This window comes from Streptomyces mirabilis (assembly GCF_039503195.1).
GTDB classification, from domain to species: Bacteria; Actinomycetota; Actinomycetes; order Streptomycetales; family Streptomycetaceae; genus Streptomyces; species Streptomyces mirabilis_D.
The window spans coordinates 5,622,490-5,648,941 of sequence record NZ_JBCJKP010000001.1 but is presented as its reverse complement, the minus strand read 5'-3'; the positions used below and the strand labels follow the sequence as shown (position 1 = coordinate 5,648,941).

The 26,452-nt window shown below is 71.6% G+C and carries 22 protein-coding genes and 2 pseudogenes; 6 read left to right on the top strand and 18 right to left on the bottom strand.

What is annotated here, in order from left to right; translation table 11 throughout:
* Positions 1 to 285: 285 nt before the first annotated feature.
* The 3 genes and pseudogenes from AAFF41_RS26165 to AAFF41_RS26155 form a co-directional block, all read right to left on the bottom strand.
* Positions 286 to 1,494: pseudogene (locus tag AAFF41_RS26165) on the bottom strand (acyltransferase family protein); the annotation flags it as partial.
* A 130-nt stretch (positions 1,495 to 1,624) separates the two neighbouring features.
* Positions 1,625 to 2,809, bottom strand: coding sequence for an alpha/beta hydrolase (locus tag AAFF41_RS26160; protein WP_343324707.1), 1,185 nt, complete (start codon positions 2,807 to 2,809; stop codon positions 1,625 to 1,627).
* Positions 2,810 to 2,948: 139 nt separating this feature from the next.
* Positions 2,949 to 3,827, bottom strand: coding sequence for an alpha/beta hydrolase (locus tag AAFF41_RS26155; protein WP_319750238.1), 879 nt, complete (start codon positions 3,825 to 3,827; stop codon positions 2,949 to 2,951).
* Positions 3,828 to 4,011: 184 nt separating this feature from the next.
* Here AAFF41_RS26155 and AAFF41_RS26150 point away from each other — a divergent pair.
* Positions 4,012 to 4,659, top strand: a pseudogene (locus AAFF41_RS26150) (TetR/AcrR family transcriptional regulator); the annotation flags it as partial.
* A gap of 64 nt (positions 4,660 to 4,723) precedes the next feature.
* Here the strand turns inward: AAFF41_RS26150 and kynU are convergent.
* The 10 genes from kynU to AAFF41_RS26100 all read right to left on the bottom strand — a co-directional run bounded on the left by kynU (position 4,724) and on the right by AAFF41_RS26100 (position 15,002).
* The gene (gene kynU / locus AAFF41_RS26145) at positions 4,724 to 5,938 is read right to left on the bottom strand and encodes a kynureninase (protein ID WP_343324706.1); all 1,215 of its coding nucleotides are present in this window, start codon (positions 5,936 to 5,938) and stop codon (positions 4,724 to 4,726) included.
* On the bottom strand, positions 5,931 to 6,779 hold the full coding sequence (locus AAFF41_RS26140) for a tryptophan 2,3-dioxygenase family protein (RefSeq protein ID WP_099921463.1): 849 nt from the start codon (positions 6,777 to 6,779) through the stop codon (positions 5,931 to 5,933). The genes kynU and AAFF41_RS26140 overlap by 8 nt, the downstream gene beginning before the upstream one ends.
* Positions 6,780 to 6,995: 216 nt before the next feature.
* Positions 6,996 to 7,409: a DUF3151 domain-containing protein gene (locus AAFF41_RS26135; protein WP_054231350.1), complete on the bottom strand. Its 414-nt coding sequence runs from the start codon at positions 7,407 to 7,409 to the stop codon at positions 6,996 to 6,998.
* Between the two features lie 100 nt (positions 7,410 to 7,509).
* Complete coding sequence (locus AAFF41_RS26130) at positions 7,510 to 9,027, bottom strand: MFS transporter (protein ID WP_319750235.1); 1,518 nt, start codon at positions 9,025 to 9,027, stop codon at positions 7,510 to 7,512.
* A 104-nt stretch (positions 9,028 to 9,131) separates the two neighbouring features.
* On the bottom strand, positions 9,132 to 10,154 hold the full coding sequence (gene fbaA, locus AAFF41_RS26125) for a class II fructose-bisphosphate aldolase (RefSeq protein ID WP_060901612.1): 1,023 nt from the start codon (positions 10,152 to 10,154) through the stop codon (positions 9,132 to 9,134).
* A gap of 186 nt (positions 10,155 to 10,340) precedes the next feature.
* On the bottom strand, positions 10,341 to 10,889 hold the full coding sequence (pyrE, locus tag AAFF41_RS26120) for an orotate phosphoribosyltransferase (RefSeq protein WP_319750234.1): 549 nt from the start codon (positions 10,887 to 10,889) through the stop codon (positions 10,341 to 10,343).
* 10 nt (positions 10,890 to 10,899) lie between these two features.
* Positions 10,900 to 11,688 (bottom strand): aldose epimerase family protein, encoded by a 789-nt coding sequence (locus AAFF41_RS26115; RefSeq protein ID WP_319750233.1) that lies wholly within the window; start codon positions 11,686 to 11,688, stop codon positions 10,900 to 10,902.
* A 95-nt stretch (positions 11,689 to 11,783) separates the two neighbouring features.
* The gene (locus AAFF41_RS26110) at positions 11,784 to 12,611 is read right to left on the bottom strand and encodes an SRPBCC domain-containing protein (RefSeq protein ID WP_319750232.1); all 828 of its coding nucleotides are present in this window, start codon (positions 12,609 to 12,611) and stop codon (positions 11,784 to 11,786) included.
* Between the two features lie 68 nt (positions 12,612 to 12,679).
* On the bottom strand, positions 12,680 to 14,323 hold the full coding sequence (locus AAFF41_RS26105; RefSeq protein WP_319750231.1) for a polyamine aminopropyltransferase: 1,644 nt from the start codon (positions 14,321 to 14,323) through the stop codon (positions 12,680 to 12,682).
* Between the two features lie 157 nt (positions 14,324 to 14,480).
* Entirely contained in the window at positions 14,481 to 15,002 is a 522-nt protein-coding gene (locus AAFF41_RS26100; protein WP_343324705.1) for a DUF2617 family protein, read from the bottom strand.
* An 846-nt stretch (positions 15,003 to 15,848) separates the two neighbouring features.
* Between AAFF41_RS26100 and AAFF41_RS26095 the strand changes: the two genes are divergently transcribed.
* Positions 15,849 to 17,063 (top strand): pyridoxal phosphate-dependent aminotransferase, encoded by a 1,215-nt coding sequence (locus tag AAFF41_RS26095; RefSeq protein ID WP_054231342.1) that lies wholly within the window; start codon positions 15,849 to 15,851, stop codon positions 17,061 to 17,063.
* A 106-nt stretch (positions 17,064 to 17,169) separates the two neighbouring features.
* The gene (locus tag AAFF41_RS26090) at positions 17,170 to 18,369 is read left to right on the top strand and encodes a hypothetical protein (protein WP_388409583.1); all 1,200 of its coding nucleotides are present in this window, start codon (positions 17,170 to 17,172) and stop codon (positions 18,367 to 18,369) included.
* Between the two features lie 15 nt (positions 18,370 to 18,384).
* On the opposite strand, the gene AAFF41_RS26085 is transcribed toward AAFF41_RS26090, so the two are convergent.
* On the bottom strand, positions 18,385 to 18,921 hold the full coding sequence (locus AAFF41_RS26085; RefSeq protein ID WP_054231341.1) for a YbjN domain-containing protein: 537 nt from the start codon (positions 18,919 to 18,921) through the stop codon (positions 18,385 to 18,387).
* Positions 18,922 to 19,094: 173 nt separating this feature from the next.
* Positions 19,095 to 21,680 (bottom strand): ATP-dependent chaperone ClpB, encoded by a 2,586-nt coding sequence (gene clpB / locus AAFF41_RS26080; protein ID WP_319750230.1) that lies wholly within the window; start codon positions 21,678 to 21,680, stop codon positions 19,095 to 19,097.
* Between the two features lie 144 nt (positions 21,681 to 21,824).
* On the opposite strand from clpB, the gene AAFF41_RS26075 reads away from it, so the two are divergent.
* Positions 21,825 to 22,238, top strand: coding sequence for a pyridoxamine 5'-phosphate oxidase family protein (locus tag AAFF41_RS26075; protein WP_319750229.1), 414 nt, complete (start codon positions 21,825 to 21,827; stop codon positions 22,236 to 22,238).
* Positions 22,239 to 22,704: 466 nt separating this feature from the next.
* Here AAFF41_RS26075 and AAFF41_RS26070 read toward each other — a convergent pair whose 3' ends face one another.
* Together AAFF41_RS26070 and AAFF41_RS26065 are read right to left on the bottom strand one after the other, a co-directional pair.
* Entirely contained in the window at positions 22,705 to 23,001 is a 297-nt protein-coding gene (locus AAFF41_RS26070; protein ID WP_054231338.1) for a Rieske (2Fe-2S) protein, read from the bottom strand.
* A gap of 40 nt (positions 23,002 to 23,041) precedes the next feature.
* Positions 23,042 to 23,227, bottom strand: a complete 186-nt coding sequence (locus AAFF41_RS26065; RefSeq protein WP_319750342.1) for a hypothetical protein — start codon at positions 23,225 to 23,227, stop codon at positions 23,042 to 23,044.
* Between the two features lie 131 nt (positions 23,228 to 23,358).
* On the opposite strand from AAFF41_RS26065, the gene AAFF41_RS26060 reads away from it, so the two are divergent.
* Together AAFF41_RS26060 and AAFF41_RS26055 are read left to right on the top strand one after the other, a co-directional pair.
* Positions 23,359 to 24,351: a helix-turn-helix transcriptional regulator gene (locus AAFF41_RS26060; protein ID WP_319750228.1), complete on the top strand. Its 993-nt coding sequence runs from the start codon at positions 23,359 to 23,361 to the stop codon at positions 24,349 to 24,351.
* Positions 24,348 to 25,337: a helix-turn-helix transcriptional regulator gene (locus AAFF41_RS26055; protein ID WP_319750226.1), complete on the top strand. Its 990-nt coding sequence runs from the start codon at positions 24,348 to 24,350 to the stop codon at positions 25,335 to 25,337. The genes AAFF41_RS26060 and AAFF41_RS26055 overlap by 4 nt, the downstream gene beginning before the upstream one ends.
* Here the strand turns inward: AAFF41_RS26055 and AAFF41_RS26050 are convergent.
* Positions 25,300 to 26,334, bottom strand: coding sequence for a helix-turn-helix transcriptional regulator (locus AAFF41_RS26050; RefSeq protein ID WP_343326353.1), 1,035 nt, complete (start codon positions 26,332 to 26,334; stop codon positions 25,300 to 25,302). The two genes, AAFF41_RS26055 and AAFF41_RS26050, sit on opposite strands and share 38 nt — an antisense overlap.
* Between the last annotated feature and the right edge of the window lie 118 nt (positions 26,335 to 26,452).

The window sequence follows — 26,452 nt, the reverse complement described above, 5'->3', positions numbered from 1 at the left end:
CAGGGCGAGGGCGATCGCGACGCCCTGCGCGGCCCCGGTCACCTCACCCAGCGGGAAACCGAGTCGATAGGTGTCGTTGAGCTCGGCCACGCCCGCGAGTGCGAGCCCGAGCGCGATCAGGTACAGCACCACGTGCGGCAGTCGGCGCAGCCAACGGGGCCGGGACAGCGGGGGCAGCGGGGCCGCCGACGGTGACGCGAGGTCGGTGAGGACCTCGCGCAGGAGGGCGCGGATCGGCTCGCTGTCCGGGGGCCTCGGCTCGGCGCTGGTCACGTGATCACCGTAGGCACGGCGGGCCGTTCGCGACCCCGCCGGACCACTCCGACGGTGGACGCGGACGACCCGGGAGGGACGGCCGGACCGGCGGCGCGGACCCTGCTCGTAGGAGCGAAAGGCGACCCAGCAGACGCCGAGCGCGAAGGCGAAGACCGGAAGCCAGGCGAGGCGGGCAGCCACCCAGCCCAAGCCGTCGGGAACCATGTGCAGACCGGGCAGCCTTCCCACCAGCAGGCCCACGGCGGTGACCGCCATCATGGACGTCTGGTGCCAGAGGAATATCGTCATCGCTGACAGATTGACCAGGGCCACCGCGGCCCACACCAGGGGCCGCCGCAACCACCGGCGCAACGGCTCGCGCAGCAGAAGGGCGAGACCGCACTGGGCCACGCCGAAGGTGACGGCGGCCAGCGTCGGCGGGTTCAGGTTCGAGACCGCCGCACCCGGCACGCCGACCATCGACGCCGGGTAGCCGGCCCACGTCACCAGCACCGCGGTCGCCGCCGCGCCGCACAGGAGCAGCACCCAGCCCGCACGCCGCCGGTCCAACTCACCGCGCGTCCAGGCCACGCCCAGCGTGTACGGGACCATCCAGCCCGCGGCCACGTTCACCCAGCCGAGCCAGGACGGGCCGCCCAGTCCGAAGCGCATCAGGTCCACATGGAGAACGACGGCCAGCGGCCACAGCGGGTTGAGCCGGGTGAGCAGGGGCGTCGCGGCCGTCAGTCCCGCGAAGACCAGGAGGAACCACAGCGGGGACAGGGCGAGTTTGACGAGGGTGTGGACCGTGTCGACTCCCGTGCCCGACGCGAGCAGGCCGACGGTGGCCACCGTCCAGAGGGTCAGTACCGCGGCCACGGGTTTGAAGAGCCGGGTGAGACGGGCGCGCAGCCACTGTCCGTACGTCGTGCCGCGCGCCCGCGCCGACGCGTAGCTCTTCGTCGCCACATGGCCCCCGACCAGGAAGAACACCGCGAGCGTCTGGAAGACCCAGGAGATGGGGGCCAGCCATGGCATGTGCTGCAACGGGCTCGCCGTGTGCAGCGCCCGGCCGTCCGCGACCAGGGCCGTCACCAGCCAGTGGCCCAGGACCACGCCGAGGATCGCGAAGGCGCGCAGGGCGTCGACCGCGCGGTCCCGCTCCGCGGGGGTGGCGGCGTCGATACGGCGGGCGCCGTCTCCTACGGCATGGGTGGCGGTGCGCAGGACGGCGGCCATGCGGGTGGGGGTGGGACGTACGGAGGTGGAGGGAGGTGTGCGTCGCTTCGGTGGGATCGATGCGGTCGGTGGGGTCGGTGCGGTCTGTGGGGCCGTTCGCCGGGTGGCTGCCTCTTCATGAACGGTCGACTCACGCACGGGATACCTCCGAGGCGTCTCCGAGGACGATCCGGGCGAGGTTGTCCAAGGACACGGAGCCCGGTTTGAAGTAGTCGCTGTGGCCGCCGGCGCCCGCCGCGAAGACATGGGCGCCGAAGGCCGGGGACACCGGGTCGGCGCCGAAGCCGACGGTGGTGCCGAAGAGATCGGCGTGGACGTGCGGCACGTTCACGATCCAGTCGTCGGCGCCTCGGGCCGCCCAGATCCGGGCGGAGGTGCGCAGTGCCGACACGGAGTCCGCGCCGGTGCCAGGGCTGCCGATGAGGGCGATGTCGTCCACGTCCAGCCCGCGTGCCGCGCGGCCGCAGACGACCGTGCCGTACGAGTGGCACAGCAGGGAGACGTGCGCCTTCTCACCGACGACGCCCCGCAGTTCGCGTATGAACCGCGTCAGCGGCGGGGCCGCGTCCTCGGCGCGGCCGGTCGTCAGGACCGTGGTGCTCACCGTGCCCGGTGTCTCGTAGCCGAGCCAGGCGATGACCGCCGTATGCGGACGTGAGGTGGATCCGTGGGTTCCGTGGGTTCCGTGGGTTCCGTGGCCATGGTCGAGGCTGTTGAGGCGGGCTTGGAGGGCTGCCGCTCCTGCTCGGAAACGGCCGTAGGTCTCCAAGGTCGTGTCGGAACCCGGGACCAGGACCGCGACGCGGTCGGCGTGGGCGAGGTCGCCGAGGACCTCGACGGCCAGGCCCTGGCCACGGCCGTCGAAGGTGAGGAAGTGGCGGGAGGGGGTGGCCATGACGTGGTCCGCGACGGCGCGGGTGCGGTCGCCGTGGGCGGCGGCCATGCGGGACGCCTCCGCGGCGTTCGCCCGGTTCGCCGTGTACGCCTTGTCCAGCGTCGCTGTCGTCGGCGGGGCGAGGGCGGCGGGGGCCGGGGCGGGGATCCGGGGGCGGGCCGCGGCGGAGACGGGGACGACCACGGCGGCCGTGACCAGGGCGGCGAGCAGGGTACGGCTCAGGCGCCGGAGGAATCGGACGCGGAGGGTGGGCGGTAGGGGCTCTCCCGGTTGAGCCGAGGGCGCCGAGTGCGCCAACGGGGCCGGCCCGGATGGCTCGGATGGCTGAGGTGGACCGGGCCGCTCAAGAGCCGGATCAGATGGTGTTGTTCGGGCGGCTTGCGCCCTTCCCGCCGCGGTCGGCTTCCCCCGGAGCTCCATGGCGTCCTTCCCATCCGGTCCGCCCGCTCACCGGGCGCCTCTGGATGGGAAGTTACGGATCGTGACGTATCGTTCGCGTCCCGCCAGGGAGCTCACCTCGGAGGTAGCTCTCAGGTACTACGGGTATGACCGGGGAGCGCTACCAAGCCAGTTGGGCGATCTCCTCGGCCACCACCGCGCACGCGTCCGCCGCCGGGTCGATCAGCGGGAAGTGGCCCACGTCCTCCAGGAGCGTGAGGCCGACCACCTCGCCCGCCCTCGCCGCCGCCTCCGCGTACGACTCGGCGACCGCCTCCGGGACGATGACGTCGGTGCGGCCCTGCACGAGGGTCGTGGCGATGCCGGTGGGGAGCAGGAACGCCGGGTCGGCGTACGGCTGCCGCTCCGCGAACCTGGCCCCGCCGCCGAGGAGTTGGCGGGAGGCGCCGGAGCAGACGTTCAGTTTCTCGGCCACCGTGAAGTCCGCGATCGGAGCGAGGGCCACGACACCGCGCAGCGGGGCGGGGCGGTCGGTGCGCCAAGGAGCGTCGGCGGGCAGGACGTGGCGCGCGGCGGCCCACAGGGCGAGGTGGCCGCCGGCCGAGTGGCCGGTGATCACCGTGCGGCGGAGGTCCGCCCTCGGCAGGTGCTCACGGGCGAGCGCCGGCAGCGCGTCGAGTGCGGCCGCGACGTCGTCGAAGGTGTCCGGCCAGCGGCCCGCGACCGGGCCCTCGCCGCCCTGCGCGGGGATCGTGGCGCCCCGGCGGTACTCCACGTTGGCCACGGCGAAGCCCCGGCGGGCCAGGAAGTCCGCGAACGGGGTGATGTGGCGACGGTCGTACGGGGCGCGCCAGGCGCCGCCGTGCAGGACGACCACCAGGGGGGCGGGGACCTCGGGGTCGGGTTCGCGCGGGGTGTAGAAGTCGATCACCTGGTCGGGATGGTCGCCGTACGTGGCGGTGACGTCGGGGTCGACCGGCGGGTGGGAGAAGGCCGAGGCCTCCTCGGCGGCGTCCCGTGCTGCGGCGTCGTCCGGCATGCTCCAACCTCTCAGCGGTGAAACGGATTTGGCGGACCAGGAGTGAATTCGGCCGTTGGCGGGGACGGTATCAGGCCCGTGACGTGCGTCTACACCCGGATGTCACGCTCGGTGAGGGGTAAACGGATCTGGTGTTTCGTTACGCTGGTGGGGTTACTCGAACGGCGTTGCTGAGGAGTCCGTCATGTCCGCCGAGTCCGGCACCGTGGGTCGTGACGAGCCTGGCACCGCGGGTTCTGGTGAACCCGGCACCGTACGTCCTGGTGGGCGTACCGCCCGGGTTCGTGCGGCCGTGTTGCGTGCCGCGGGGGACGCACTCGCCGAGGAGGGGTTCGCGCATCTCGATCTCGCCGATGTGGCGCGGCGGGCGGAGGTCGGGAAGACGACGGTGTACCGGCGGTGGGGGTCGGTCACGGGGCTCGTCGCCGATCTGCTGAGCGACATGGCGGAGCAGTCGTCGCCGCGTGCGGAGACCGGGTCCGTACTCGGTGATCTGCGGGCCAACGCCGCCTTGGTGCGGCGGACACTGGCCGATCCTCGGCAGGGGGCGTTGTTTCGGGCCGTGATCGCCGCGGCGACGTGCGATGTGCGTACGGCGGAGGCGTTGCGGCGGTTCTATGAGGTGCGGGTGAGTGAGTGGGTGCCGTGTGTCGAGGAGGGGGTGGCTCGGGGGGAGTTGCCCGTGGGGACCGATGCGGCGATGGTCGTACGGGCGGTGTCGGCGCCGCTGTACTACTCGTTGCTGACTGTTGGGATGGTGCCGGACGAGGCGGCGGCCGAGCGGGCGGCGGAGGGGGCGTTTGCTGCGGCGGTGGCGGGGGTGTACATCGTTGGGGAGGGAACCGGCGTGGGGGACGGCCGGGGGTTGATCGCCCCAGCCGCCCCCTCGCTCACCGTCAGGTCACCGTTTCCCCCAGCACCCGCGCCGCCCGTTCCGCGTCACCGAAGCCCACGTAGAGGGGGGTGAAGCCGAAGCGGAGGACGTCGGGGTGGCGGAAGTCGCCCACGACGCCCCGTTCGATCAGGCGCTTCATCACCTCGCCCGCGTCCGCGCAGCGCAGGGCGACCTGGCTGCCGCGTTCGGCGTGGTGGGAGGGGGTCAGGGACTCGACGCGACCCCGGGGGACGTACGCCTCGACGCATTCCAGGAAGAAGTCGGTCAGGGCGAGGGACTTGGTGCGGACGGAGTCGATCGAGACGCCCTCCCACACGTCCAGCGCGGCCTCCAGGGCCAGCATGGAGAGGATGTCCGGGGTGCCGACGCGGCCCCGCAGGGCGCCCGGGGCCGGTTCGTAGGCGGGGCTCATGCCGAAGGGCTCGGCGTGGGAGTTCCAGCCGGGGAGCGGGGAGTCGAAACGGGGCTGGAGGTCGGCGCGGACGTAGAGGTACGCCGGGGAGCCCGGGCCTCCGTTCAGGTACTTGTATGTGCAGCCGACGGCCAGGTCGACCCCATGGGTGTCGAGGTCCACCGGCAGTGCCCCGGCACTGTGGCACAGGTCCCAGACCGCCAGGGCGCCCGCGTCGTGGATCGCGGACGTGAGGGCCGGGAGGTCGTGCAGACGGCCGGTGCGGTAGTCGACGTGGTTCAGGAGGACCGCCGCTGTGCGAGGGCCCAGCGCGGAGGGGACTTCCGCCGGATCCAGGGGGCGCAGTTCGCAGCCGGTCAGGCGGGCCGCGGACGCCGCGATGTAGCCGTCCGTCGGGAACGTCGTCGCGTCGACGATGATCTCGTCACGCCCGTCGGAGGTCAGGGCGGCCAGGCGGACCGCTCCCACCAGGGCCTTGAAGACGTTCACGCTCGTGGAGTCGCCCACCACGATCTGGCCCGGGGCCGCTCCGACCAGCGGCGCGATGCGGTCGCCGATCCGTTCCGGCGCCGTCCACCAGCCACTCTCCTCCCAGGAGCGGATGCGCATTTCGCCCCACTGGCGGCGTACGACGTCGTCGACCCGGCCGGGGACCGACGCCGGGAGCGCGCCGAGCGAGTTCCCGTCGAGGTACACCACGTCGTCCAGGACGAACTGCGCGCGCAGTTTGGCGAGTTCGTCGGAGGCGTCCAGCTCGGCGGCCCTGACACCCAGTTCGGACCGCAGTTCAGACCGCTCAGACATGGGACCTCGCCGTCCACAGCTCGGGGAACACGTTCTTCTGCGCCCGCTTCTCCAGCCAGGCCACCCCGGCGGAGCCGCCCGTGCCCGTCTTCGCGCCCATCGCGCGGCGCGTCGCGACGAGATGGTCGTTGCGCCATCGCCACACCAGTTCGGCGACGTCCGTCAACGCCTCACCGAGGCGGGCGAGTTCGTCGTGCTCGTCGCCCGCGTACAGGGCCGTCCACACCGCCTCCACCTCCGGCGAGGACTCGTAGCGCCGGGACACGTCCCGGACCAGCACGGACTCGGGGACCGCGTGGCCGCGGCGCGCGAGCAACCTCAGGACCTCGTCGTAGAGGCTCGGTTCGTGCAGTGCTTTCTCCAGTTCCGCGTGCACGCGCGGCGCGCCCCGGTGCGGGACCAGCATGGACGCGGACTTCTCGCCGAGCAGGAACTCCATCCGGCGGTACATCGCGGACTGGAAGCCGGATCCCTCGCCGAGGGCGGAGCGGTACGAGTTGAACTGGGCGGGGGTGAGCTGGGCGAGGGGCCGCCAGGAGGCGTTCAGCGCCTCCAGCTCCCGTACGGACCGCTTCAGCGCGGCCACCGCGACCGGCACCCGGTCCTCGCGGAGCGCGTTCGCCGCGGTCTCCCACTCGTGGACGATGACCGTGAACCACAGCTCCATGACCTGGGTGGTGACCAGGAAGACCATCTCTCCGGGGTCGTCGGAGAGGGTGTGCTGGAGGTGGGTCAGAACGTCCGCCTGGACGTAGTCCTCGTACGGGGTCGTTCCTTGGAAGTCGAGATGCGGGGTCTCGGGCTCCTGAGCCTCGGCGGGCTGAGCCTGCTGGGACGACATCGCTGTCTCCTGATGCGTACTCCGGGTAGCGGTCCGCCCCTGCCGTTTTCGACACGGGGGCCCCGGTCCCCACCGGGCATCCTCCACAATCGTCACCCGAAACCGCAAGGTCCGCCCGGTCACATCGACCAGGCGGACCCGTACGACCTGCGAGTACACCCGGACGGCCACACGGCGGGTACACCCTGGGAGGGCTCGGCCCTCCCAGGGGAGGACTCAGCCCAGGGTCTGCGCCGCCGTCGGCGAGGAGTCCTTCAGGAACTGGCTGCAGCGCTCGTACTCCTCCTGCTCGCCGATCGCCTGCGCGGCGCGGGCGAGGGCGTGCAGGGCGCGCAGGAAGCCGCGGTTCGGCTCGTGCTCCCAGGGCACCGGGCCGTGGCCCTTCCAGCCGCCCCGGCGCAGGGAGTCCAGGCCGCGGTGGTAGCCCGTACGGGCGTAGGCGTACGACTCGACGACACTGCCTCGCTCGAACGCGTCGTCGGCCAGCTGGGCCCAGGCGAGCGAGGAGGTGGGGTACTTGGCTGCGACATCCGCGGGCGCCGTGCCGTTCGCGAGGAGCTCGCGCGGCTCCGGGTCGTCGGGGAGGTGAGTCGGGGGCGGGCCCCCGAGGAGGTTCTCGTGAATCGTCATACGTTCCAGTCTGCGGCACCCTCCGGGGGTGGTGCCGTACGGGGTACCCGGTGCCCGAGCAGCCGCCCCGGAGCCACGACGTGCGGCCCCGCCTCCCGCTTCACCGGGGCTGGGGCGGGCGGGGGCGCGAAGGCTCCAGTGGCGGGGCCGTCACGCAGCCGTGCGTGCGGCACTGGGGGCGCCGGCAGTCGGGGGCCGGGCGGCGCACGGTCGTGAAGGCCAGCACCGCCCCGACGACCAGCACCCCGGCGCACAGGGGCATCGCACGCCGGAAGGCGGCGTTGAAGGCGTCCGCCGAGCGGTACGCCTCCGGGCCCATCCCGGCCAGCAAGGGCAGCGCGGCCACCGCGATCAGTCCGGCCGCGCGGGCCGCCGCGTTGTTGATCCCGCTGGCCAGGCCCGCCCGCCCGGCGTCCACGGAGGCGAGGACGGTCGCGGTCAGGGGCGCGACCAGGGTCACCATGCCCGCGCCCATCACCACCAGCGCCGGAAGCACATCTCCGAGGTACGAGGCGTGCGGGCCCACCCGCAGCATGAGCAGCATGCCCGTCGCGCACAGCAGCGGGCCGACGGTGAGCGGGATGCGCGGGCCGATGCGCTGGGCGAGCTCGCCGGAGCGGGCGGAGAAGAGCAGCATCAGGACGGTCGTCGGCAGCAGTGCCGTACCGGCGCCCAGGGCCGAGTAGCCCGCCACGACCTGGAGCTGGAGCGCGGTCAGGAAGAAGAAACCGCCGAAGGCCGCGTACACGCACAGCGTGACGAGGTTGACGGCCGTGAACTGCCGCGACGAGAAGATGTCCGGCGGCATCATCGGATCGGGTCGGCGCCGTTCGACGTACACGAAGGCCACGCCGGCCGCCACGCCCCCGACCGCCGACACCCAGACCAGTACGGAACCGCTCGTGGCCTCGATCAAGGCGTACGTCACCAGGGCGAGGGCCAAGGCGCCGAGGACGGCACCGAGGACGTCGAAGCCCCGGCCGTGCGCACGGCCGTCGGACGACTCGGGGACGTGGCGCACGGCGATGGGGGCGCAGACCAGCGCCACCGGCACGTTGATCAGGAAGACCCAGCGCCAGCCGGGACCGTCCACCAGCCAGCCGCCCAGGAACGGGCCGACCGCCGCGCCGACGCCGCCGAAGCCCGACCACAGGCCGACGGCCCTGGCCCGGTCGTCCGGGTGGAAGGACGCCTGGATGATCGCGAGCGAACCGGGGGTGAGCAGGGCTCCGCCGATGCCCTGCAGGGCGCGGGCCGCGATCAGTACGCCGCCGGTCGGCGCGAGGCCGCACAGCAGCGAGGCGGAGGCGAACCACACCACACCGAGGACGAAGATCTTGCGCCGTCCGAAGCGGTCGCCGAGCGAACCGCCGAGCAGGATCAGGCCCGCGAGGGTCAGCATGTACGCGTTCACGGTCCACTGGAGTGCCGCGAGGCCCGTGCCCAGGTCACGGCCGATCGTGGGCAGCGCGACGTTGACGACCGTCGAGTCCAGCATGGCCATGCTGGAGCCGAGGACGGTGGTCAGCAGGATCCACTTGCCGGTGGGACTGGAGATCCGCACCTCGGGACCCGGTCCCGCTCCCTCGCCCGATGTCTTCTGCAGAGGCGCAGCCATACTTCGGAGCATACGGAAGGGCCCGGCCCCGTGGGGGTGCCGAGCCCTTTCTCGTACGGTCCGGACCGGGGGAAACCGGGTGCCGACCGGGGGAAACCGGGTGACTACTTGAGCTTGTTGCCCGCGGAGCGCAGCATCTCGCACGCCTCGGTGACACGCCCCGCCATGCCGGCCTCGGCGAGCTTGCCCCAGGTGCGCGGGTCGTAGGTCTTCTTGGAGCCGACCTCGCCGTCGACCTTCAGGACACCGTCGTAGTTCTTGAACATGTGGTCCGCGACGGGGCGCGTGAAGGCGTACTGGGTGTCGGTGTCGAGGTTCATCTTCACGACGCCGTTCTCCAGCGCGGTGGCGATCTCCTCGGCCGTGGAGCCGGAGCCGCCGTGGAAGACGAAGTCGAACGGGGACGGCTTGCCGTACTTGGCGGCGACGCCGTCGTTCAGCTCCTTGAGGAGGTCGGGGCGCAGGACGACGTTGCCCGGCTTGTAGACGCCGTGCACGTTGCCGAAGGACGCGGCCAGCAGGTAGCGGCCCTTCTCACCCAGGCCGAGGGCCTCGGCGGTGCGCAGCGCGTCGTCGACGGTGGTGTAGAGGGAGTCGTTGATCTCGTGGCTGACGCCGTCCTCCTCACCGCCGGTCGGGGTGATCTCGACCTCGAGGATGATCTTCGCGGCGGCGGCCTTGGCGAGCAGCTCCTGGGCGATGGCCAGGTTGTCGGCGAGGGTCTCGGCGGAGCCGTCCCACATGTGCGACTGGAACAGCGGGTTCTCGCCCTTGGCGACGCGCTCGGCGGAGATGTCGAGCAGCGGACGGACGTACGTGTCCAGCTTGTCCTTGGGGCAGTGGTCCGTGTGCAGCGCGACGGTGATGTCGTACTTGGCGGCGACGATGTGCGCGAACTCGGCGAGCGCGACGGCGCCGGTCACCATGTCCTTCTTGTGCTGGCCGCCGAGGAACTCCGCACCACCGGTGGACATCTGGATGATGCCGTCGCTCTCCGCCTCCGCGAAGCCGCGCAGTGCAGCGTGCAGGGTCTGGGAGGAGGTCACGTTGATGGCCGGGTAGGCGAACTTGCCTGCCTTCGCCCGGTCGAGCATCTCGTTGTAGACCTCGGGGGTTGCGATGGGCATCTGTCCGCTCCTTGTATGTGCGGGTCTGCGTACCGCTGCTGCGGCACGACGGGACTGGTGCTTTCGGCCCTGACCTAGGGGGGCGACGTCATCGTCGTCCCCATCTTTCCAGACTTGACCGGATGCTCCAGACACCCTGTCCGGGATACGGGACCCCGAGTTCTGCGGGGTCCCGTGCCGGGTGTCCTAGTCCAGGCCCAACTCGTCCTTGGAGTAGGCGAAGAGGTACGGCACTCCGGCCTTCTCGGCGACGGCCTCGGCGGCACCGGTGTCCCGGTCCACGATCGTGGCCACGGCGACGACCTCGGCACCGGCTTCGCGCAGCGCCTCCACCGCGGTCAGCACCGAGCCACCGGTGGTGGAGGTGTCCTCGACCGCCAGGACACGGCGCCCCTTGACCTCGGCACCCTCGATGCGACGCTGAAGGCCGTGGGCCTTGCCGGCCTTGCGCACGACAAAGGCGTCCAGCGTCTTCCCGCGCGCGGCGGAGGCGTGCAGCATCGCGGTCGCGACCGGGTCCGCTCCGAGGGTCAGACCGCCGACGGCCTCGTAGTCGAGTTCGTCGGTCAGGTCGAGCATGACCTGACCGACCAGCGGCGCGGCCACACCGTCGAGCGTGATCCGGCGAAGGTCGATGTAGTAGTCGGCTTCCTTGCCCGACGAAAGGGTCACCTTGCCGTGCACCACGGCCTTGTCCTTGATCTGCTGCAGCAGCGCGCCGCGTACGTCACTCATGTCCGCCAGCTTAAAGGCGCCGCCAGCTCCAGGTCATGGTCGCCTCGACGGGGTCGATGGGGGTGACCAGGCGCGGGCGGGTGTTCAGCCCGTTGGGCGGGCCGGTCTGCGGTTCGACGCAGACGGCGGCCTCCTGCTCGTCGTACACCACCACCCACTGCTCCCTGCTGGCCACCTTCAGCTCCAGCTGCCCCGGCCAGGTGAGCGTGACGTCGACGCCGTCCGGCATGCCGAAGCAGTCGTCCCAGGGGCTGGGCTTCGGTTCGATGCGGTGGCCGGTGGGCAGGTGGTCCTCGCCGCGTTCCTCCTGCCAGGCCGGGGTGAAGTCGACCTGGACGTCTCCTTGGCCGAGGTTCCTGTTGAACCACGGGTGCCAGCCGACCTGGGCGGGGAACGAGTCCTCGTACGTCTCCACGGACATGGTGACCGTGAAGGCGTCCTCGGTCAGGGTGAAGAGCTGGGTGACGCGGCCGGGGTGGGGCCAAGGGGCCACGAGGTCGTACGTGATCACGGCCTCGGACTTGCCGGTGCGGGCGGTGCGCCAGGCGCCGTCCCGGGCGGTGCCGTGGATGGCGTGCGGTGGGGCGTTGAGCGGCATCTGCTGGAGGGTGGCGCCGTCCAGGAAGCGGCCGTCGCGGATTCTTCCGCACCACGGGACCATCGGGAAGCAGCCGAACTTATGGCCCTGCCGCAGTAGTTCGACGTCGCCGATTCGTAGACTGCCGATCCGTCCGCCGTTGCCGGGTGTGACGGTCACTTCCGCGTCGCCCGCGGTCAGCGTGATGTCTTCGTTACTCACGGAGTTGACCCTACTGGGCCGGATTCCTTGTTGGGGTTGTCGGCCGCGGGACGGTGGGGGCCGGTCGCGCGGTTCCCCGCGCCTCAAGGCTGCCGTCAGCGGCGTTTGCGCAGGGCTCGGGTGACGGCGATGGCCGAGGCCAGGGCGACGGCCGCGGCGGGGGCCGCCCAGCGGAGCGTGGCGCGGGCGTCGGCGGTCTCCGGCGCCGGGACGGGGGCGTAGCGGCCACGCGGCGGGGCGTGGTCCACCTCCTCCGCGCTGCGGCCGATCATCGTCCGCCGCGCATGCGCGGCCTCGGCCACGGCATCCTCCCTGTTCACACGGCTCGGGGCGGGCGGGGCCGGTTCCTCCTCCTCGAAGAGGGCGGAGGGCTCGGCCTCCGGGGCGGGCTCGACCTCCGCTTCCGGCTCGGCCTCCGGCTCCCGCTCGACCTCCGGCGCTGTCTCCCGTCCCTGCTCGGTCTCCCGTTCCGGCTCCCGTTCGGCCGCGGCCGGTGGCGTCTCCGGCGCCTCCGCCAAGTTCTCGACGAACCGGTTCAGCAGACGGCCCGTGGTCGCGGAGACCGCGTCCGGGGGGAGATCCGCCACGCGGCCGTCCGCGGTGGTGGTTCCGGTGACGGTGACGGTCGTGCCGCCGTCGGAGGGGGTGAGGGTGAGCACGAGGGCGAGTTTCACGGTGCCGGGGCCGCGCGCCTCGGTGGCGTCGCCCTCGACGGCGTACGAACCGTCGTCCCTCGCGGTGACCCGGACCGTCCCCCGGTAGGTGATGGTGTGGCCGCCGACGCGGACTTTCAGGCGCCCGGAGACGGGCGGCGTCCCGGCGTCCTGCTGGAGTCCGGGGACCGCCCGGGCCACCCGTACAGGATCGGCCAGCGCCTCCCTCAGCCGTTCGGCCTGAACCGGAACGAACACCTCATGCTCCATGTCGGCCGAGCCTACCCAGGACGGCCCGCACCGCACCCTCGTATCCGGGGATTCGTCCGTCCGCCGTCTCAGTCGGCGTAGCGCGGATGGACCAGTGTGGAGGGCGCCAGGCCGGGAACGCGGGTACGCCACGCGGCGTGAGCGTCGGCGGTGAGGGACGGCTGCGTGAGCGTACGCAGGCGTGGGCCGTGCGGGTCGAGGCGCAGGGGCGTGCCCGTGGCGGAGGCCAGGATGAAGCCCCAGTCGCGGGGGGCGCTCGACGCGCCCGCCGTCCGGTCGGGGCCGGCCGCGAAACTGGAGTCCCGGCCGCCGACGCGGTAAGGGGTGGTGCGCAGGCCGGCCGCCCGGAGTGTGGACTCGACCGTCCAGAAGACGCGGGGACGGGAGGAGACGGGGCCCGCGTGGACGGCCAGGCGGCCACCGGGGGCGAGGACGCGGCGCGCCAGGCCGTAGAACTCTTGCGAGTACAGCTTGGTGCTCGCCGTGATCCCGGGGTCGGGCAGGTCCGAGATGACCACGTCGTACGTCGACGCGGCCCCGCGCAGCCAGCCGAAGGCGTCGGCGGTGAACACGTGGACGCGCCGGTCGCCGAACGCGTGCGCGTTGAGGGCCGACAGGGCCGGGTCGGTGCGCGCCAACCGCACCACCCCGGGGTCGAGTTCGACCACGTCGACGCGGCGCACGCCCGGGTCGCGCAGCACCTCGCGGGTGGCGAGTCCGTCACCGCCGCCGAGGACGAGCACGCGCGCGTGGGGGCCGTTCATCGCGGGGTGGACCAGCGCCTCGTGGTAGCGGTGCTCGTCGCGGCCGCTGACCCGCAGGCGTCCGTCGAGGAAGAGGTCGAGCGGGCGGCCGTGCGTGCCGCCGGTGAGCACGACCTCCTGGACGCCGGTCTGCAGGGCGACCCGTACGTCCTTGCCGTAGACGGCGCGCCGGGCCGCGCGTTCGAAGTCGCCGACATGGGCGGCGGCCGCGGCGAGCAGGGCGAGGACCAAGACGTTGGCGATGAGCAGGAACCAGCGTCCGCGTCGGCTCAGGTCCCCGCGGAACAGGCCCAGTACGAGGGCTCCGCCGGCCAGCGCGTTCACGGTTCCGGTGAGCAGCGCGCCCTCCAGCTGCCCGAGGAGGGGGAGCAGGAGGAAGGGGAAGGCGAGGCCGCCGACGAGGGCGCCGACGTAGTCCGCCGCGAAGAGGTCCGCCACCGCACCGCCCGGGTCCTGGCGGCGGATGCGCTGTATCAGCTCCATGAGGAGGGGGACTTCGGCGCCGATGAGGAGGCCGATGGCGAGGGAGAAGGCCGCCAGGAGGTAGCGCGAGCCGCTCGTCCACACTCCGCCCCAGTCGCCGGTCCACGCGAACACCGCGTACAGGGCCATCGCGCTGCAGCCGCCGATCAGGGCGAGCGCCGCCTCGACGGCGCCGAAGCCGGCCGCGGCGCGGGGGCGCAGGCGTTTCGCGGCGAGGGAGCCGATGCCCATGGCGAAGACCATCACGGAGAGGACCACGGAGGCCTGGGTGACCGAGTCGCCGATCAGGTACGAGGCGAGGGCGACGAGTTCGAGTTCGTACACGAGTCCACAGGCCGCGCAGACGAACACGCCCGCGAGGACCAGGAACCGCCCGATGCCCGGGCGGACGGGCAGCCGCGCCTGGCCCTGGACGCCCCAGGGCGGCGGCGCGCCGGGGGGAGCAGGCGCGTGCGGTTCGATCACGCGTGGAACGCTACGTCACGCCACCACGACGCTTCGTCACCCACACGTGTGGAAGTGCCGTCCCGATGTGTGGCGTCCGGCGCTGATGACGAGTTCGTCGGCAGCCGGGACGGCTGCCGAAGCGGCAGGCGGGACGACACTCGACGCTCCACCCCCCTCACAGCACCGCCGCCGTCACCCGTACCCCCACCCTCGTGCGTGTCGCCACCAACTGGCCGTCCTGCGGGTAGGCGTGCCACGTACGCCAGTGGACCTGCCCCCCGTGGCGCTGGGCGAGCAGCGCGGTGAAGGCGTGCGGACTGCCGGGGAAGACCCCGGCGAGCCCGTTGGGGTGGTCGGAGACCAGGGCCAGTAACTCCTGCGCCCGCCCCGCGAAGGACCCGCAGGAGAGCGTCTCGACGCGCGCCGCGAACTCGTACTCCCAGTCACCGACCCGCTTGGCCACCCCGAGCGGAAGCGGTGTGCTGCTGCCGGCGATGCACGCGACGGTTTCCGAACAGCTGCCCCGCTCCTCCTCCAGGAGGACCTGGTGGGACGCGCCGAGGAGCCGCAACTGCAGTCTCGCCCCGCCGAGTTCGAGGTCGAGGGTGGCGAGCGCGGGGAGCGGTTCGCGCCCCAGGGCCCACGCCAGGTCGGCCGCGCGCGTGTCGGTGTACGAGGTGTTCAGGGTCGTGAGCATGGGTCGGCTCCGCTAGCACGCAAAAAAGGGAGGTGGGGATCCGGCGCACCCGGTCGGTACCTCAGTACCGGGGGATCGGCCCGGTCAGCCCGGTCTGCCCTGTGGGGAAGGGACGATCCGAGGGCTGCTTTGGTGGTTTAGAGGGAATCATGAACTGTGGCGCCGTCACAGCGTTTTTACCCAACTTCGGAGGGTTTCCATCCCCCCGAGGGCCCCACAGTTCAACTGTTCAACTACGGCGTGCGCCGGGGCGCGCGGAACGAAGCGCCCCGGCGCACCGTAAGGAGCGCGGGACGGTGACGTCTTCGGCTCCGCCGCGCGGGCGCGAGCAGCCCCCACCGACCCGGCAGGAGCCCCTCCCTCGCCCCGCGCACCGCACCCCCGGCGAGGCTCAGCTGCCTCCGCCGCACCCCCCGCCGCCCCCGCACGACGACCCGCCTCCGCAGGACGAGCCGCCCCCGCACGACGAGTGCCCGCCGCACGAGTGCCCCCCGTGGTGCCCGCCGGACGAACCGCTGCCGCAGGACGACACGGCTCCCCCGGCCCCGCCGGCCCACCAGCTGCCGGAGCTGTCCGAGGACCGGCCCCCCGAGCGGCGGCCCCGCGCCGAACCCGACGAGCTCTTCGAGAGCCCGACCTTCTTCCGGCCGCGGACAGCGGCACGCAACGACACCACGAACAGGATGAAGACGACCGCCAGGATGAAGCCGATGAACATGGCGTCACCCTCCTTTCGTTCCCCCGAAGCGACCCCCCGTGGGCGCCTCGCTTCTTGCGTGCCAGGGGGATGCCCTCGCGTCTCACCAGCCAAAGCAGAGTTGAGGAACTCCAGAGCTTCGGCGCAGGATGACCGGCATGACCTCCAACGGCCGCCGCCCCCTCCTCAACCGCCGACTCGCCGAGTTCGGCACGACGATCTTCGCCGAGATGTCGGCCCTGGCCCTGAGCACCGGTTCGATCAACCTGGGCCAGGGCTTCCCCGACACGGACGGGCCCGAGGAGATCAGGGAGGCGGCCGTACGGGCGCTGCGCGACGGGCGCGGCAACCAGTACCCGCCGGGCCCCGGCGTGCCCGAGCTGCGTACGGCGATCGCCGCGCACCAGAAGCAGCGGTACGGGCTGGCGTACGACCCGGACCGCGAGGTGCTCGTCACGGCCGGTGCCACGGAGGCCATCGCGGCGTCGCTGCTCGCGCTGGTCGAGCCCGGTGACGAGGTCGTCGCCCTGGAGCCGTACTACGACTCGTACGCGGCCAGCATCGCGATGGCGGGCGGGACCAGGATCCCGGTCACCCTGCGCCCGCACGAGGAGACCCGCGAGGGAGTCACCCACCGGCGCTTCCGGCTCGACCTCGACGAGCTGCGCGACGCGGTCACCGACAACACCCGGCTGCTGCTCGTCAACACCCCGCACAACCCGACCGGCACCGTCCTGACCCGCGAGGAGCTCGGGGAGATCGCGAAGCTCGCCGTCGAGCGGGATCTCCTCGTCATCACGGACGAGGTGTACGAGCACCTGGTGTTCGACGAGGCCGAGCACCTGCCGCTGGCCTCCTTCCCGGGGATGCGGGAGCGGACGGTCACCATCGGCAGCGCGGGGAAGACCTTCTCCTTCACGGGGTGGAAGGTGGGCTGGGTGACGGGCACACCGGACCTCGTCACCGCCGTACGGTCGGCCAAGCAGTTCCTGACGTACGTGGCGTCGGGGCCGTTCCAGTACGCCGTGGCCGAGGCGCTGGCGCTGCCCGACACGTACTTCGCGGCGTTCCGTGCGGACATGCTGGCCAAGCGGGACGTGCTGGCGGCCGGGCTCACGGAGGCGGGGTTCAAGGTCTTCCAGCCGGCGGGCACGTACTTCATCACCACCGACATCCGGCCGCTCGGCGAGTCCGACGGCTTCGCCTTCTGCCGCGCGCTCCCGGAACGCGCCGGGGTCGTCGCCATCCCGAACGCGGTCTTCTACGACCACCGGGAGGCGGGCGCGCCCTTCGTGCGGTTCGCGTTCTGCAAGCGGACCGAGGTGCTGGAGGAGGCGGCGAAGCGGCTCAAGGCGGCCTGGTAGCACGGGGGCCCGGGACGGTGGGGACGGCGCGCCGAAGTGGGGGAAACCGCACCCTCCCAGGCGTGTAAAGCTCGCAAATACCCCGTAAGGGACGCACAGTTCGGGTGTGACCCACGCCAGTACCCTTCCGGCCCCCGCCGCCCCGAAGCCCGGAGACGGGGGGCGCGGCCGTCCGACGCGCCCCGCGCACGGCCTGCCCCCTCTCGCGCAGGCGCTGGCGCTGTTCGCGACGGCGCGACTCGTCGGCGTTCTCGTGCTCGCCGGGACCGCCTGGGCGGGCGGCAGGCATCCCCTCGCCCTGCTCGGGCGGTCCTGGGACTCGCTCTGGTATCTGGGGATCGCGGCGCACGGCTACGGACGCACCCAGTACTTCAGGACCACCGTCGTCCACAGCGACCTGGCGTTCTTCCCGCTGTATCCGGGGCTGATCCGCGCCGTCACGACGCTGACCGCGCTGAGCGGCGGCGCGGCGGGGCTGCTGGTCGCCTGGACCGCCGCCGCGGTCGCCGCCTGCGGGATCTACGCGATCGGGGCCCGGCTGCACGGCCGCGCCGTCGCCACCGCGCTGGTCATGCTGTGGGGCCTGCTCCCGCACTCGATCGTGCTGTCCCTTGCATACACCGAGCCCGTCCTCACCGCCTTCGCCGCCTGGTCGTTGTACGCGGTGCTCACCGGGCGCTGGCTGTGGGCGGGCACGCTGGCCGCGCTCGCGGGCATGTCGCGGCCGAACGGCCTCGCGGTGGCCGCGGCGGTGCTGGCCACGGCGGCGTGCGAGGTCTGGCGTCGGCGCGGACGGGTTTCCCACAGGCTGTGGACGGGCGCGGCGCTCGCGCCGGTCGGCTGGGGCGGCTATGTGCTGTGGGTGGGCCGACGCGAGGGCGATCCGCTCGGCGGCTATTTCGAGGTGCAGCGGTTGTGGGGCTCGCGCTTCGACTTCGGCGCCGGTTCACTGCGCTTCGTACGGCATCTGCTGACGCACGGCGACCGTTTCGTGTTTCCGATGACGATGGTGGTCGTGGCGGCGGCCGTGCTGCTGTACGCGCTGCTGATCGCGGACCGTGCCCCGCTGCCCCTGCTCGTGCACAGCGGGGTACTGCTGCTGATCGCGCTCGGCGGCTCCGGGTTCTTCGAGTGCAAGCCGCGCTTCCTGCTGCCCGCGTTCCCGCTGCTGCTGCCGCTGGCCCGGGCGCTGGTCCGCACGGCAAGAGCCCGGCCCTGGCACGCCGTCCTGGTGGTCGGCGCCCTGGCCGGGCTCTCGTTCGCCTACGGCGCGTATCTGGTCGTCATCGCGCACACGCCGCTGTAAAACCTGGTGGGAGGACTACTCCTCTTCGTCGTCCTCGGGCTTCTCCTCCGCCTCGTTGACTTCCTGCTCGAGGCCGAGCTGCTCGACGAGCCACTTGTCGAACTCGATGGCGGCCCGCACCCAGCTGACCGTCGACGAAACGAAGTGCTCGAGGGCGACGCCGGTGCCGATCAGCATCTGTGCCTCGCCGATCAGGCGGACAGTGCCGTCGTCGTGCGTGTGGCTGTAGACCTTCGGCCACAGCGTGCGGCGGTTCCAGTCGTCGATGGACTCCAGCAGAGTCGGCTTCTCGTCGATCTGGTGCGGCCGGTCGTAGAACGTCCGCACCGAGAAGACCTGCTGGTCGCCCTCGCCGCGGAACATGAAGTACGTACGGAACTCCTCCCACGGCGCCGCGAGGTCACCCTCGTCGTCGACGACGTACTTCAGCTCCATCTGATCCAGGAGCTGCTTCACGAGATCCTGATCCGGGACGACGGGGCCCGCCGGTCCGCCGGGCTGCGGCTCGGGCTGGCCCCCGAAATTCGGAATCGAGGACGGGTCGATGCTCACCGTGTATTTCCCTTCGTACGGATGCTGCCATCCTCCCCCATCACGGGCGGTCAGTGGCAACCCCCACAGGCAAAGGCACGGACACCACCACCAGGAGTGTGTATCCGCTGCGGCCAGTGACGACGGCGCCGCCGGGACCGCGCCGTCGACCGCTGAGAATCAGCCCGTCCGGGCTACTGCGCGACCCCCACGATCAGGCCGTCCCCGAAGGCGTCCACCCGGACCGTGTCGCCGTCCTTGACCTCGCCCGCCAGGATCTCCTTGGCGAGCCGGTCGCCGATCGCGGTCTGGACGAGGCGGCGCAGCGGCCGGGCCCCGTACGCAGGATCATTGCCCTCGTCCGCGAGCCAGGCCAGGGCCGCGTCGCTGACCTCCAGGCTGAGCCGACGCTCCGCCAGCCGCTTCGCGAGGCGGCCGATCTGGAGCCCGGCGATGCGCTCCAGCTCCTCCTTGTTCAGCGCCGAGAAGACCACGAGGTCATCGAGGCGGTTGAGGAATTCTGGCTTGAAGGAGGCCCTCACGACCTCCAGGACCTGCTGCTTCTTCTCCTCCGCGGAGGTCAGCGGCTCGACCAGGAACTGGCTGCCCAGGTTCGAGGTCAGGACGAGGATGGTGTTGCGGAAGTCGACCGTGCGGCCCTGTCCGTCGGTGAGCCGTCCGTCGTCCAGCACCTGGAGGAGGATGTCGAAGACCTCCGGGTGCGCCTTCTCGACCTCGTCCAGCAGGATGACGCTGTACGGGCGCCGGCGCACGGCCTCCGTGAGCTGGCCGCCCTCCTCGTAGCCGATGTACCCGGGAGGGGCGCCGACCAGCCGGGCGACGCTGTGCTTCTCGCCGTACTCGCTCATGTCGATGCGGATCATGGCCCGCTCGTCGTCGAAGAGGAAGTCCGCGAGGGCCTTGGCCAGTTCGGTCTTGCCGACGCCGGTCGGGCCGAGGAAGAGGAAGGATCCGGTGGGCCGGTCCGGGTCGGCGATGCCGGCGCGGGTACGGCGTACGGCGTCGGACACGGCCTGGACGGCCTCGCTCTGGCCGATGAGACGGCGGCCCAGCTCCTCCTCCATGCGCAGGAGCTTCTGGGTCTCGCCCTCCAGGAGGCGCCCGGCCGGGATGCCCGTCCAGGAGCCGACCACGTCCGCGATGTCGTCGGGGCCGACCTCCTCCTTGACCATGGTGTCCCTGGCGGCTTCCTCCTCCGCCTCGGAGGCCTCCTCCAGGTCCCGCTCCAGGGTGGGGATCTCGCCGTAGAGCAGCTTGGAGGCGGTGTCGAAGTCGCCGTCGCGCTGGGCACGCTCGGCCTGGCCGCGCAGCTCGTCGAGCTTCTCCTTCAGCTCGCCGACGCGGTTGAGGGACTGCTTCTCCTTCTCCCAGCGGGCGGTCAGGCCCCGCAGCTCCTCCTCCTTGTCGGCGAGGTCGCGGCGCAGCTTCTCCAGACGCTGCCGGGAGGCGGGGTCGGTCTCCTTGTCGAGGGCCAGCTCCTCCATGCGCAGCCGGTCCACCGCGCGTTGGAGTTCGTCGATCTCGACGGGGGACGAGTCGATCTCCATGCGCAGCCGGGAGGCGGCCTCGTCGACGAGGTCGATGGCCTTGTCGGGCAGGAAGCGGGAGGTGATGTACCGGTCGGAGAGGGTAGCCGCGGCGACCAGCGCGCTGTCCGCGATCACGACCTTGTGGTGGGCCTCGTAGCGGCCCTTGAGTCCGCGCAGGATCGCGATGGTGTCCTCGACGGACGGCTCGGCGACCAGGACCTGCTGGAAGCGGCGCTCCAGGGCGGGGTCCTTCTCGATCCGCTCGCGGTACTCGTCGAGGGTGGTGGCGCCGACCATCCGCAGCTCACCGCGGGCGAGCATCGGCTTGAGCATGTTGCCGGCGTCCATGGCGGAGTCGCCGCCCGCGCCCGCGCCGACGACCGTGTGCAGCTCGTCGATGAAGGTGATGATCTGCCCGTCGGAGTCCTTGATCTCGGCGAGGACGGTCTTCAGCCGCTCCTCGAACTCACCCCGGTACTTCGCCCCGGCCACCATGGCGCCGAGGTCGAGCGCGACCAGCCGCTTGTTCTTGAGCGACTCGGGCACGTCGCCCTTCACGATCCGCTGGGCGAGCCCCTCCACGACGGCGGTCTTGCCGACGCCGGGCTCACCGATGAGGACGGGGTTGTTCTTGGTGCGCCGGGACAGCACCTGCACGACCCGGCGGATCTCCTGGTCCCGGCCGATGACCGGGTCGAGCTTCCCGTCGCGCGCGGCGGCGGTGAAGTCGGTACCGAACTTCTCGAGCGCCTTGTACTGGCCCTCGGGATCCGGGGTCGTCACCCGGCGTCCTCCCCTGCTCTTCTGGAACGCCTCAAGCAGCTTCTTCGCACTGGCGCCCTGCTGGGAGAGTACGTCGCCGCTCGGGCCGCCCTTCGCGGCGATCCCGATGAGGAGGTGCTCGGTGGAGAGGTACTCGTCCCCGAGCTCCTTGGCCTTGTCGGCCGCCTCGGCGATGACGGCGAGCAGTTCGCGGTTGGGCTGCGGGGGCGCGACGGTGGATCCGGTCACGCTGGGCAGTCCGGCGAGGACACGCTCGGCCGCGGCCCGTACGGCGGCCTGGTCGGCGTCGACCGCGGCCAGCAGGTCGGTGATGTTCTCGTTCTCCTGACCACCGAGCAGCGCGAGCAGCAGGTGGGCAGGGGTGAGGTCGGGGTGCCCCTCGGACACGGCCCGGCTGGTGGCCGCGTTGATCGCGTCCCGGCTCCTGTTGGTCAGCTCGGCGTCCACGTTCGCGTTCTCCTCCTCAATACGACCCTGATGTACGACTCTTCTGTACGGACTGACTCACCCAACGTACACAAAGTTGAGTCTATTCCACTCAAGGACGCTCGGGAAGCCATGGCACTCACGGGTGGGGATACATTTCCGACCATGAGCGCATACCCCGTGGACCCCCACGATCCCGACCCCGCGTACCTCACCTTCTGGCGGGAACGTCATCTGTGCACCCTCACCACCCTCCGGGCGGACGGCAGCCCGCACGTCGTGCCCGTCGGGGTTACATACGACCCCGAGGCGGGCCTGGCTCGGGTGATCACCAACAAGTCCAGCGCGAAGGTGGGGCACGTACTGGCCGCGGGGGCGCAGGGGGCGCGCGTCTCGGTCTGCCAGGTGGACGGACGCCGGTGGGCGACGCTGGAGGGGCGCGCGAGGATCGCCGCCGACGCCACGCGTGTCGCGGAGGCGGAGCGGCGGTACGCGGAGCGGTACGGGAGGGTGCCCTCGCCGAACCCCGACCGGGTGGCGATCGAGATCACCCTGACCTCGGCGATGGGACACGGCTGACCGGCCGCGGGCCCGGCCGACCGGCCCCGGGGCGCGGGACCCGACCGACCGACCGACCACGGGCGTGCGGCCCGGCCGAACGACCCGGGCGCGCGGTCCGACTAGCCGGCCCCGATCCCGGGCGCGCGGTCCGACTGATCGGCCTCGGGGCGTGAGACCCGGCCGACCAGCCCCCGGCGCGGAACCCGGCCGACCAGTCTCGGGCGCGGGACCCGGCTGAACCGCCGTGGGCGCGGAATCCGGCTGACCGGCCCCGGGCGTATGACCCGGCCGACCGGTCCCCGGCGTGGGACCCGCCGGCCGCGGGCGTGAGACCCGGCTGATCTCAGCCGTTGTGGAGATGGCATGAAGAGGGGCGGATACGTGGATCTTTCGCCCAAAACTGCAGCGGCGTCACCGTGTTCAGGTCACGGTGACGCCGCTGCGGGGAAGTACCTGCGCGATCTACTACGACGGGGGAATCGCGTCAGGCACTGCGGGGGGTGGCTGAGATGGTCCTTACGTCCGGGACTTCCGGCTCGTCCAGTTGGTGGTCACGCTGGTCGAGGTTCACAAAGATCATTCCGTACCGAATGGCACACCGCACGGGCTGCGGCGCGCCGCGCGGGCGCCGCAGACACCGGTACGCCCGGACGTCCTCGTCGTCATCCCGGGTGACGACGACCGGCTCTCCGAACACCGTCACCATCAACGAGTCACCACTGTGGGGAATGGCGGTGGCCAGGTCGATGAAGTGCCAGCCGGAGCGGTATGCGGTGGCCATTTCTCGGCGGAAGGATCGGTCGTCGGGGGGTGTGGTCACGTCAGCTCCCGGAGCCGTCGTCCGCCGTACTCACCGTCTGGATGGTCTGGATGTCCGCTGCTGCCGCCGGCCAGTGACTGTCCGCCCGGACATCACCCTTCGCGCCGGAGAGGCCGCCCAGAGCTCCGAATGCCACCACGGCGGAGAAGGCGGCGACAAGCACCGAGCGAAGCATTTTGTTACGCATAGTCGGCTTCGTCCTCACTTGAAAGTCCCGTCTTCCCCCGTCGAGTAAGACGATGGCTCATTCGGGCACGTCGTGGCCACATAATCGATGCATCATGTTCCTGCACGTTCAGGACCCTGGGGGGTGGAGTTTTGGCAACAAATCAGACTAACGCGACACATCCCCACGGGGTGACCGATCTGTGCGAGGCGGGTGGACGCCTCTACGCGAACGCCCTGCGCACCGGACGAATCGCACGCGCGGACGTGACGCCCGCCCCCTGCTTGATGGAACTCGCGCTCCTTCACCCCGATCCCGACGACGCGAGCTGGCTCCGTCCGGTGCCCCCGTTCGTCGCCCTGGCTCAGCGACTCAACCCCATCGAGCGCGAGATCGCCGAGCGCAGACGGCTGTCGGTCGAACTGAGCGATGCTTTTGAGCCGTTCATGGCCCTCAGCGCACAAGAGGCCACGTCCACGCACTCCATCACGGTGTTGGAGGGCGGGGACCGGATCAACGCGGCGCTCAACCTGGCCACGGCCCAGTGCCAGACCGAGATGCTCACCATCCAGCCGAGCGACCGCGGCTCCGAGCGCAGCCTTCTTCTCGGCCTGGAGCGCGACCGGCCTCTGATCGAACGTGGTGTGCGCATCCGGACGCTGTATCAACACACGGCCCGCCACAGTCCCGAGAAGCTGGCGTATGTGGCCCAGCTCTCGGACGGCAAGGTCGAATACCGCACCGTCGACGAGCTGGTGGAGCGTCTCATCGTCTGCGACGAGAGCGTCGCCTTCATCCCCACCCGCGACGACCAGCAGGTCGCCCTGGAGCTTCGCCACCCGGGCCTGGTCCGCTATCTGATCAAGGTCTTCGAGTTCATGTGGGACCGCGCCGTCCCACTCAGCGCCGGCGCCCCCTACGAACCCGCCCTGGGCGGCATCACCAACATCCAGCACTCCATCGCCAAGCTCCTCGTGGAGGGCCACGTCGACGAGGCCATCGCGCGCCGTCTCGGCATGAACGTCCGCACCTGCCGCGCCCACATAGCCAAGCTGGCCACCGCTCTCGGCAGCGGCAGCCGCGCCCAACTCGGCTACCTCATAGCGGAATCGGGAATCCTCAAGCAGGAGGGAGCGGCGGGGTGACCGACGCCCCGCACCTGGCCCACGGCGTGGAAGAACTGTGCGCGGCGGGATCGGAGCTGTACGAACGGGCCCTGCGTGCAGGGCGCGTACGCAGCGCGGACGCCGCCGAAGCGCCCTGCCTCGTCGACTTCGGACTGGTGCACCCGGCCATCGAGGATCTGAACTGGCTGGAGCCCGTCGCCCCGGCAGTTGCCCTCCACCGGTTACTACGGACCTCCGAGGAACGCGTCGCGGAAGAACGACGGCGCGAGACCAGACTGGCCGCGGTGTTCGAACCGCTGATGCGTATCGACGGCAGGCGCACGGCAGCCACGGACACCCCGACGATCCGGGTCCTCAGCGGCACGGAGCGGATCAACGGGGCCATCACCGAGGCCATGGCCGCCGCGTCCCGCGAAATCCTGTGCATCCAGCCGCACAACGGTCTCGCCGGTCACCGTGGCGTCGTGGCCGAGGGCCTCGCCCTGGACCGCGACCAGGCCCTGCTCGACCGAGGCGCCCGCATCCGCACCCTCTACCAGCACACGCTCCGCCACTCACCCATGACTCTCGCCCGCTACGAACAACTGAACGGCGACGTCGAGGCGCGGAGCCTGGACGAGATCACCGACCGGCTCATCGCCGTCGACCGCACCGTCGCCTTCATCCCGGCCGACAAAGACGGCTTCCTCGCCCTGGAAGTCCGCCATCCGGCCCTGGTCTCCTACCTCGTGACCACCTTCGACCGGCTCTGGCGCCTGGCCACGCCCATGTACCCCGAAGCCGTCCAGCGCCCGTCCCACAACGGCATCACCCCCCGCCAACGCGCCATAGCCGCCCTGCTCGTCGAAGGGCACACGGACACCGTGATCGCCGACCGCCTCGGCATGAACGTCCGCACCGCCCGCGTCCACATCGCCAAACTCGCCGTCACCCTCGGCAGCGAGAGCCGGGCCCAGCTCGGCTACCTCATCGGGCGGTCGGGGATTCTCGACCCGGATCACTGAGCGGCAGCAGTTCCGCAGCGCGCTGCGGTCCGTCCAGACCCGCCTGCGCGATCCTGACACCCAACTGGGTACGGCTCGCGGCGCCCAGGGTCTCCGAGAGACGTGCGATGTGGGCCCGGCAGGTGCGGACGCTGATACCCAGCCGCTCCGCGACCACCGCGTCCTGGTGTCCCTCCGCCAGCAGCGCGGCGATGGACCGCTCGCGGTGGGTGATGCCGTCGATGCCGGTCTCCGGGAGCGGCGCCGCGAGCGGGATCGCCAGGCGCCACAGCCGCTCGAAGACCGTGACCAGGTAGTCGACGAGGGCGGGGTGGCGCAGTTCCAGGGCGATCGTGCGGTCCGCGTTCGCCGGGATGAAGGCCACCTTGCGGTCGAAGAGGATGAGGCGCTCGACGACTTCGTCGAGGGTGCGGGCCTCCGCCGCGTCGCCCATCAGCTCCATGTAGTTGTGCAGGCCCTGGCCGTGCCGGGCCACGTGCGTGTACAGGTCGCGCATCCGCACGCCCCGCCGGCGCATCTCCAGCGCCCGGTGCAGTCCCTCGGAGAGTTCGTCCTCGCGGCGGATACCGCCGGGCTGCACGGTGAGCACCTCGGTCGCGCACGCCTCGGTCGCCTCGTCCATCGCGGCCCGGATCCGGGGCAGCCCGTCCAGGACTCGGATCGCCACGCCCTCGCCCGGCGCCTGGACGCGCCCGCCGAGCCCGGCGTACCACTCGAACGCCGCCACCGCGTCGCCCACGCGCGCCTGGCTGGCGCTGATTTCCTCGTACACGCCCCGCAGCAGCCGTGTCATGACCTCCTGCGGCGAGGTCGGCACCAGCCACCCCATGTCGTCGGGGTCGGGGTGCAGCAACGCCAACTCCAGCAGACAGGGCACCGCTTCCGCGTCCGCGCGCGGCACCCGCCCGCGCCGCACCGCCCGGGAATACACGCGGTCCCCGGTCTCGCACAGTCGGTCAGCGCCGTGCGGATGCCTGTCCGTCCCGTGCCCGGCCATCTCCCACCCCTGGCTCCCGCCCACCGGCTCCGGCATCCTCCCGCAGTGCGACGCCCCACAGCCTCGGCGCTGCGACGCCGCGCACCGTTCCCTGGCACAACGCTTCACACTGCGGCAC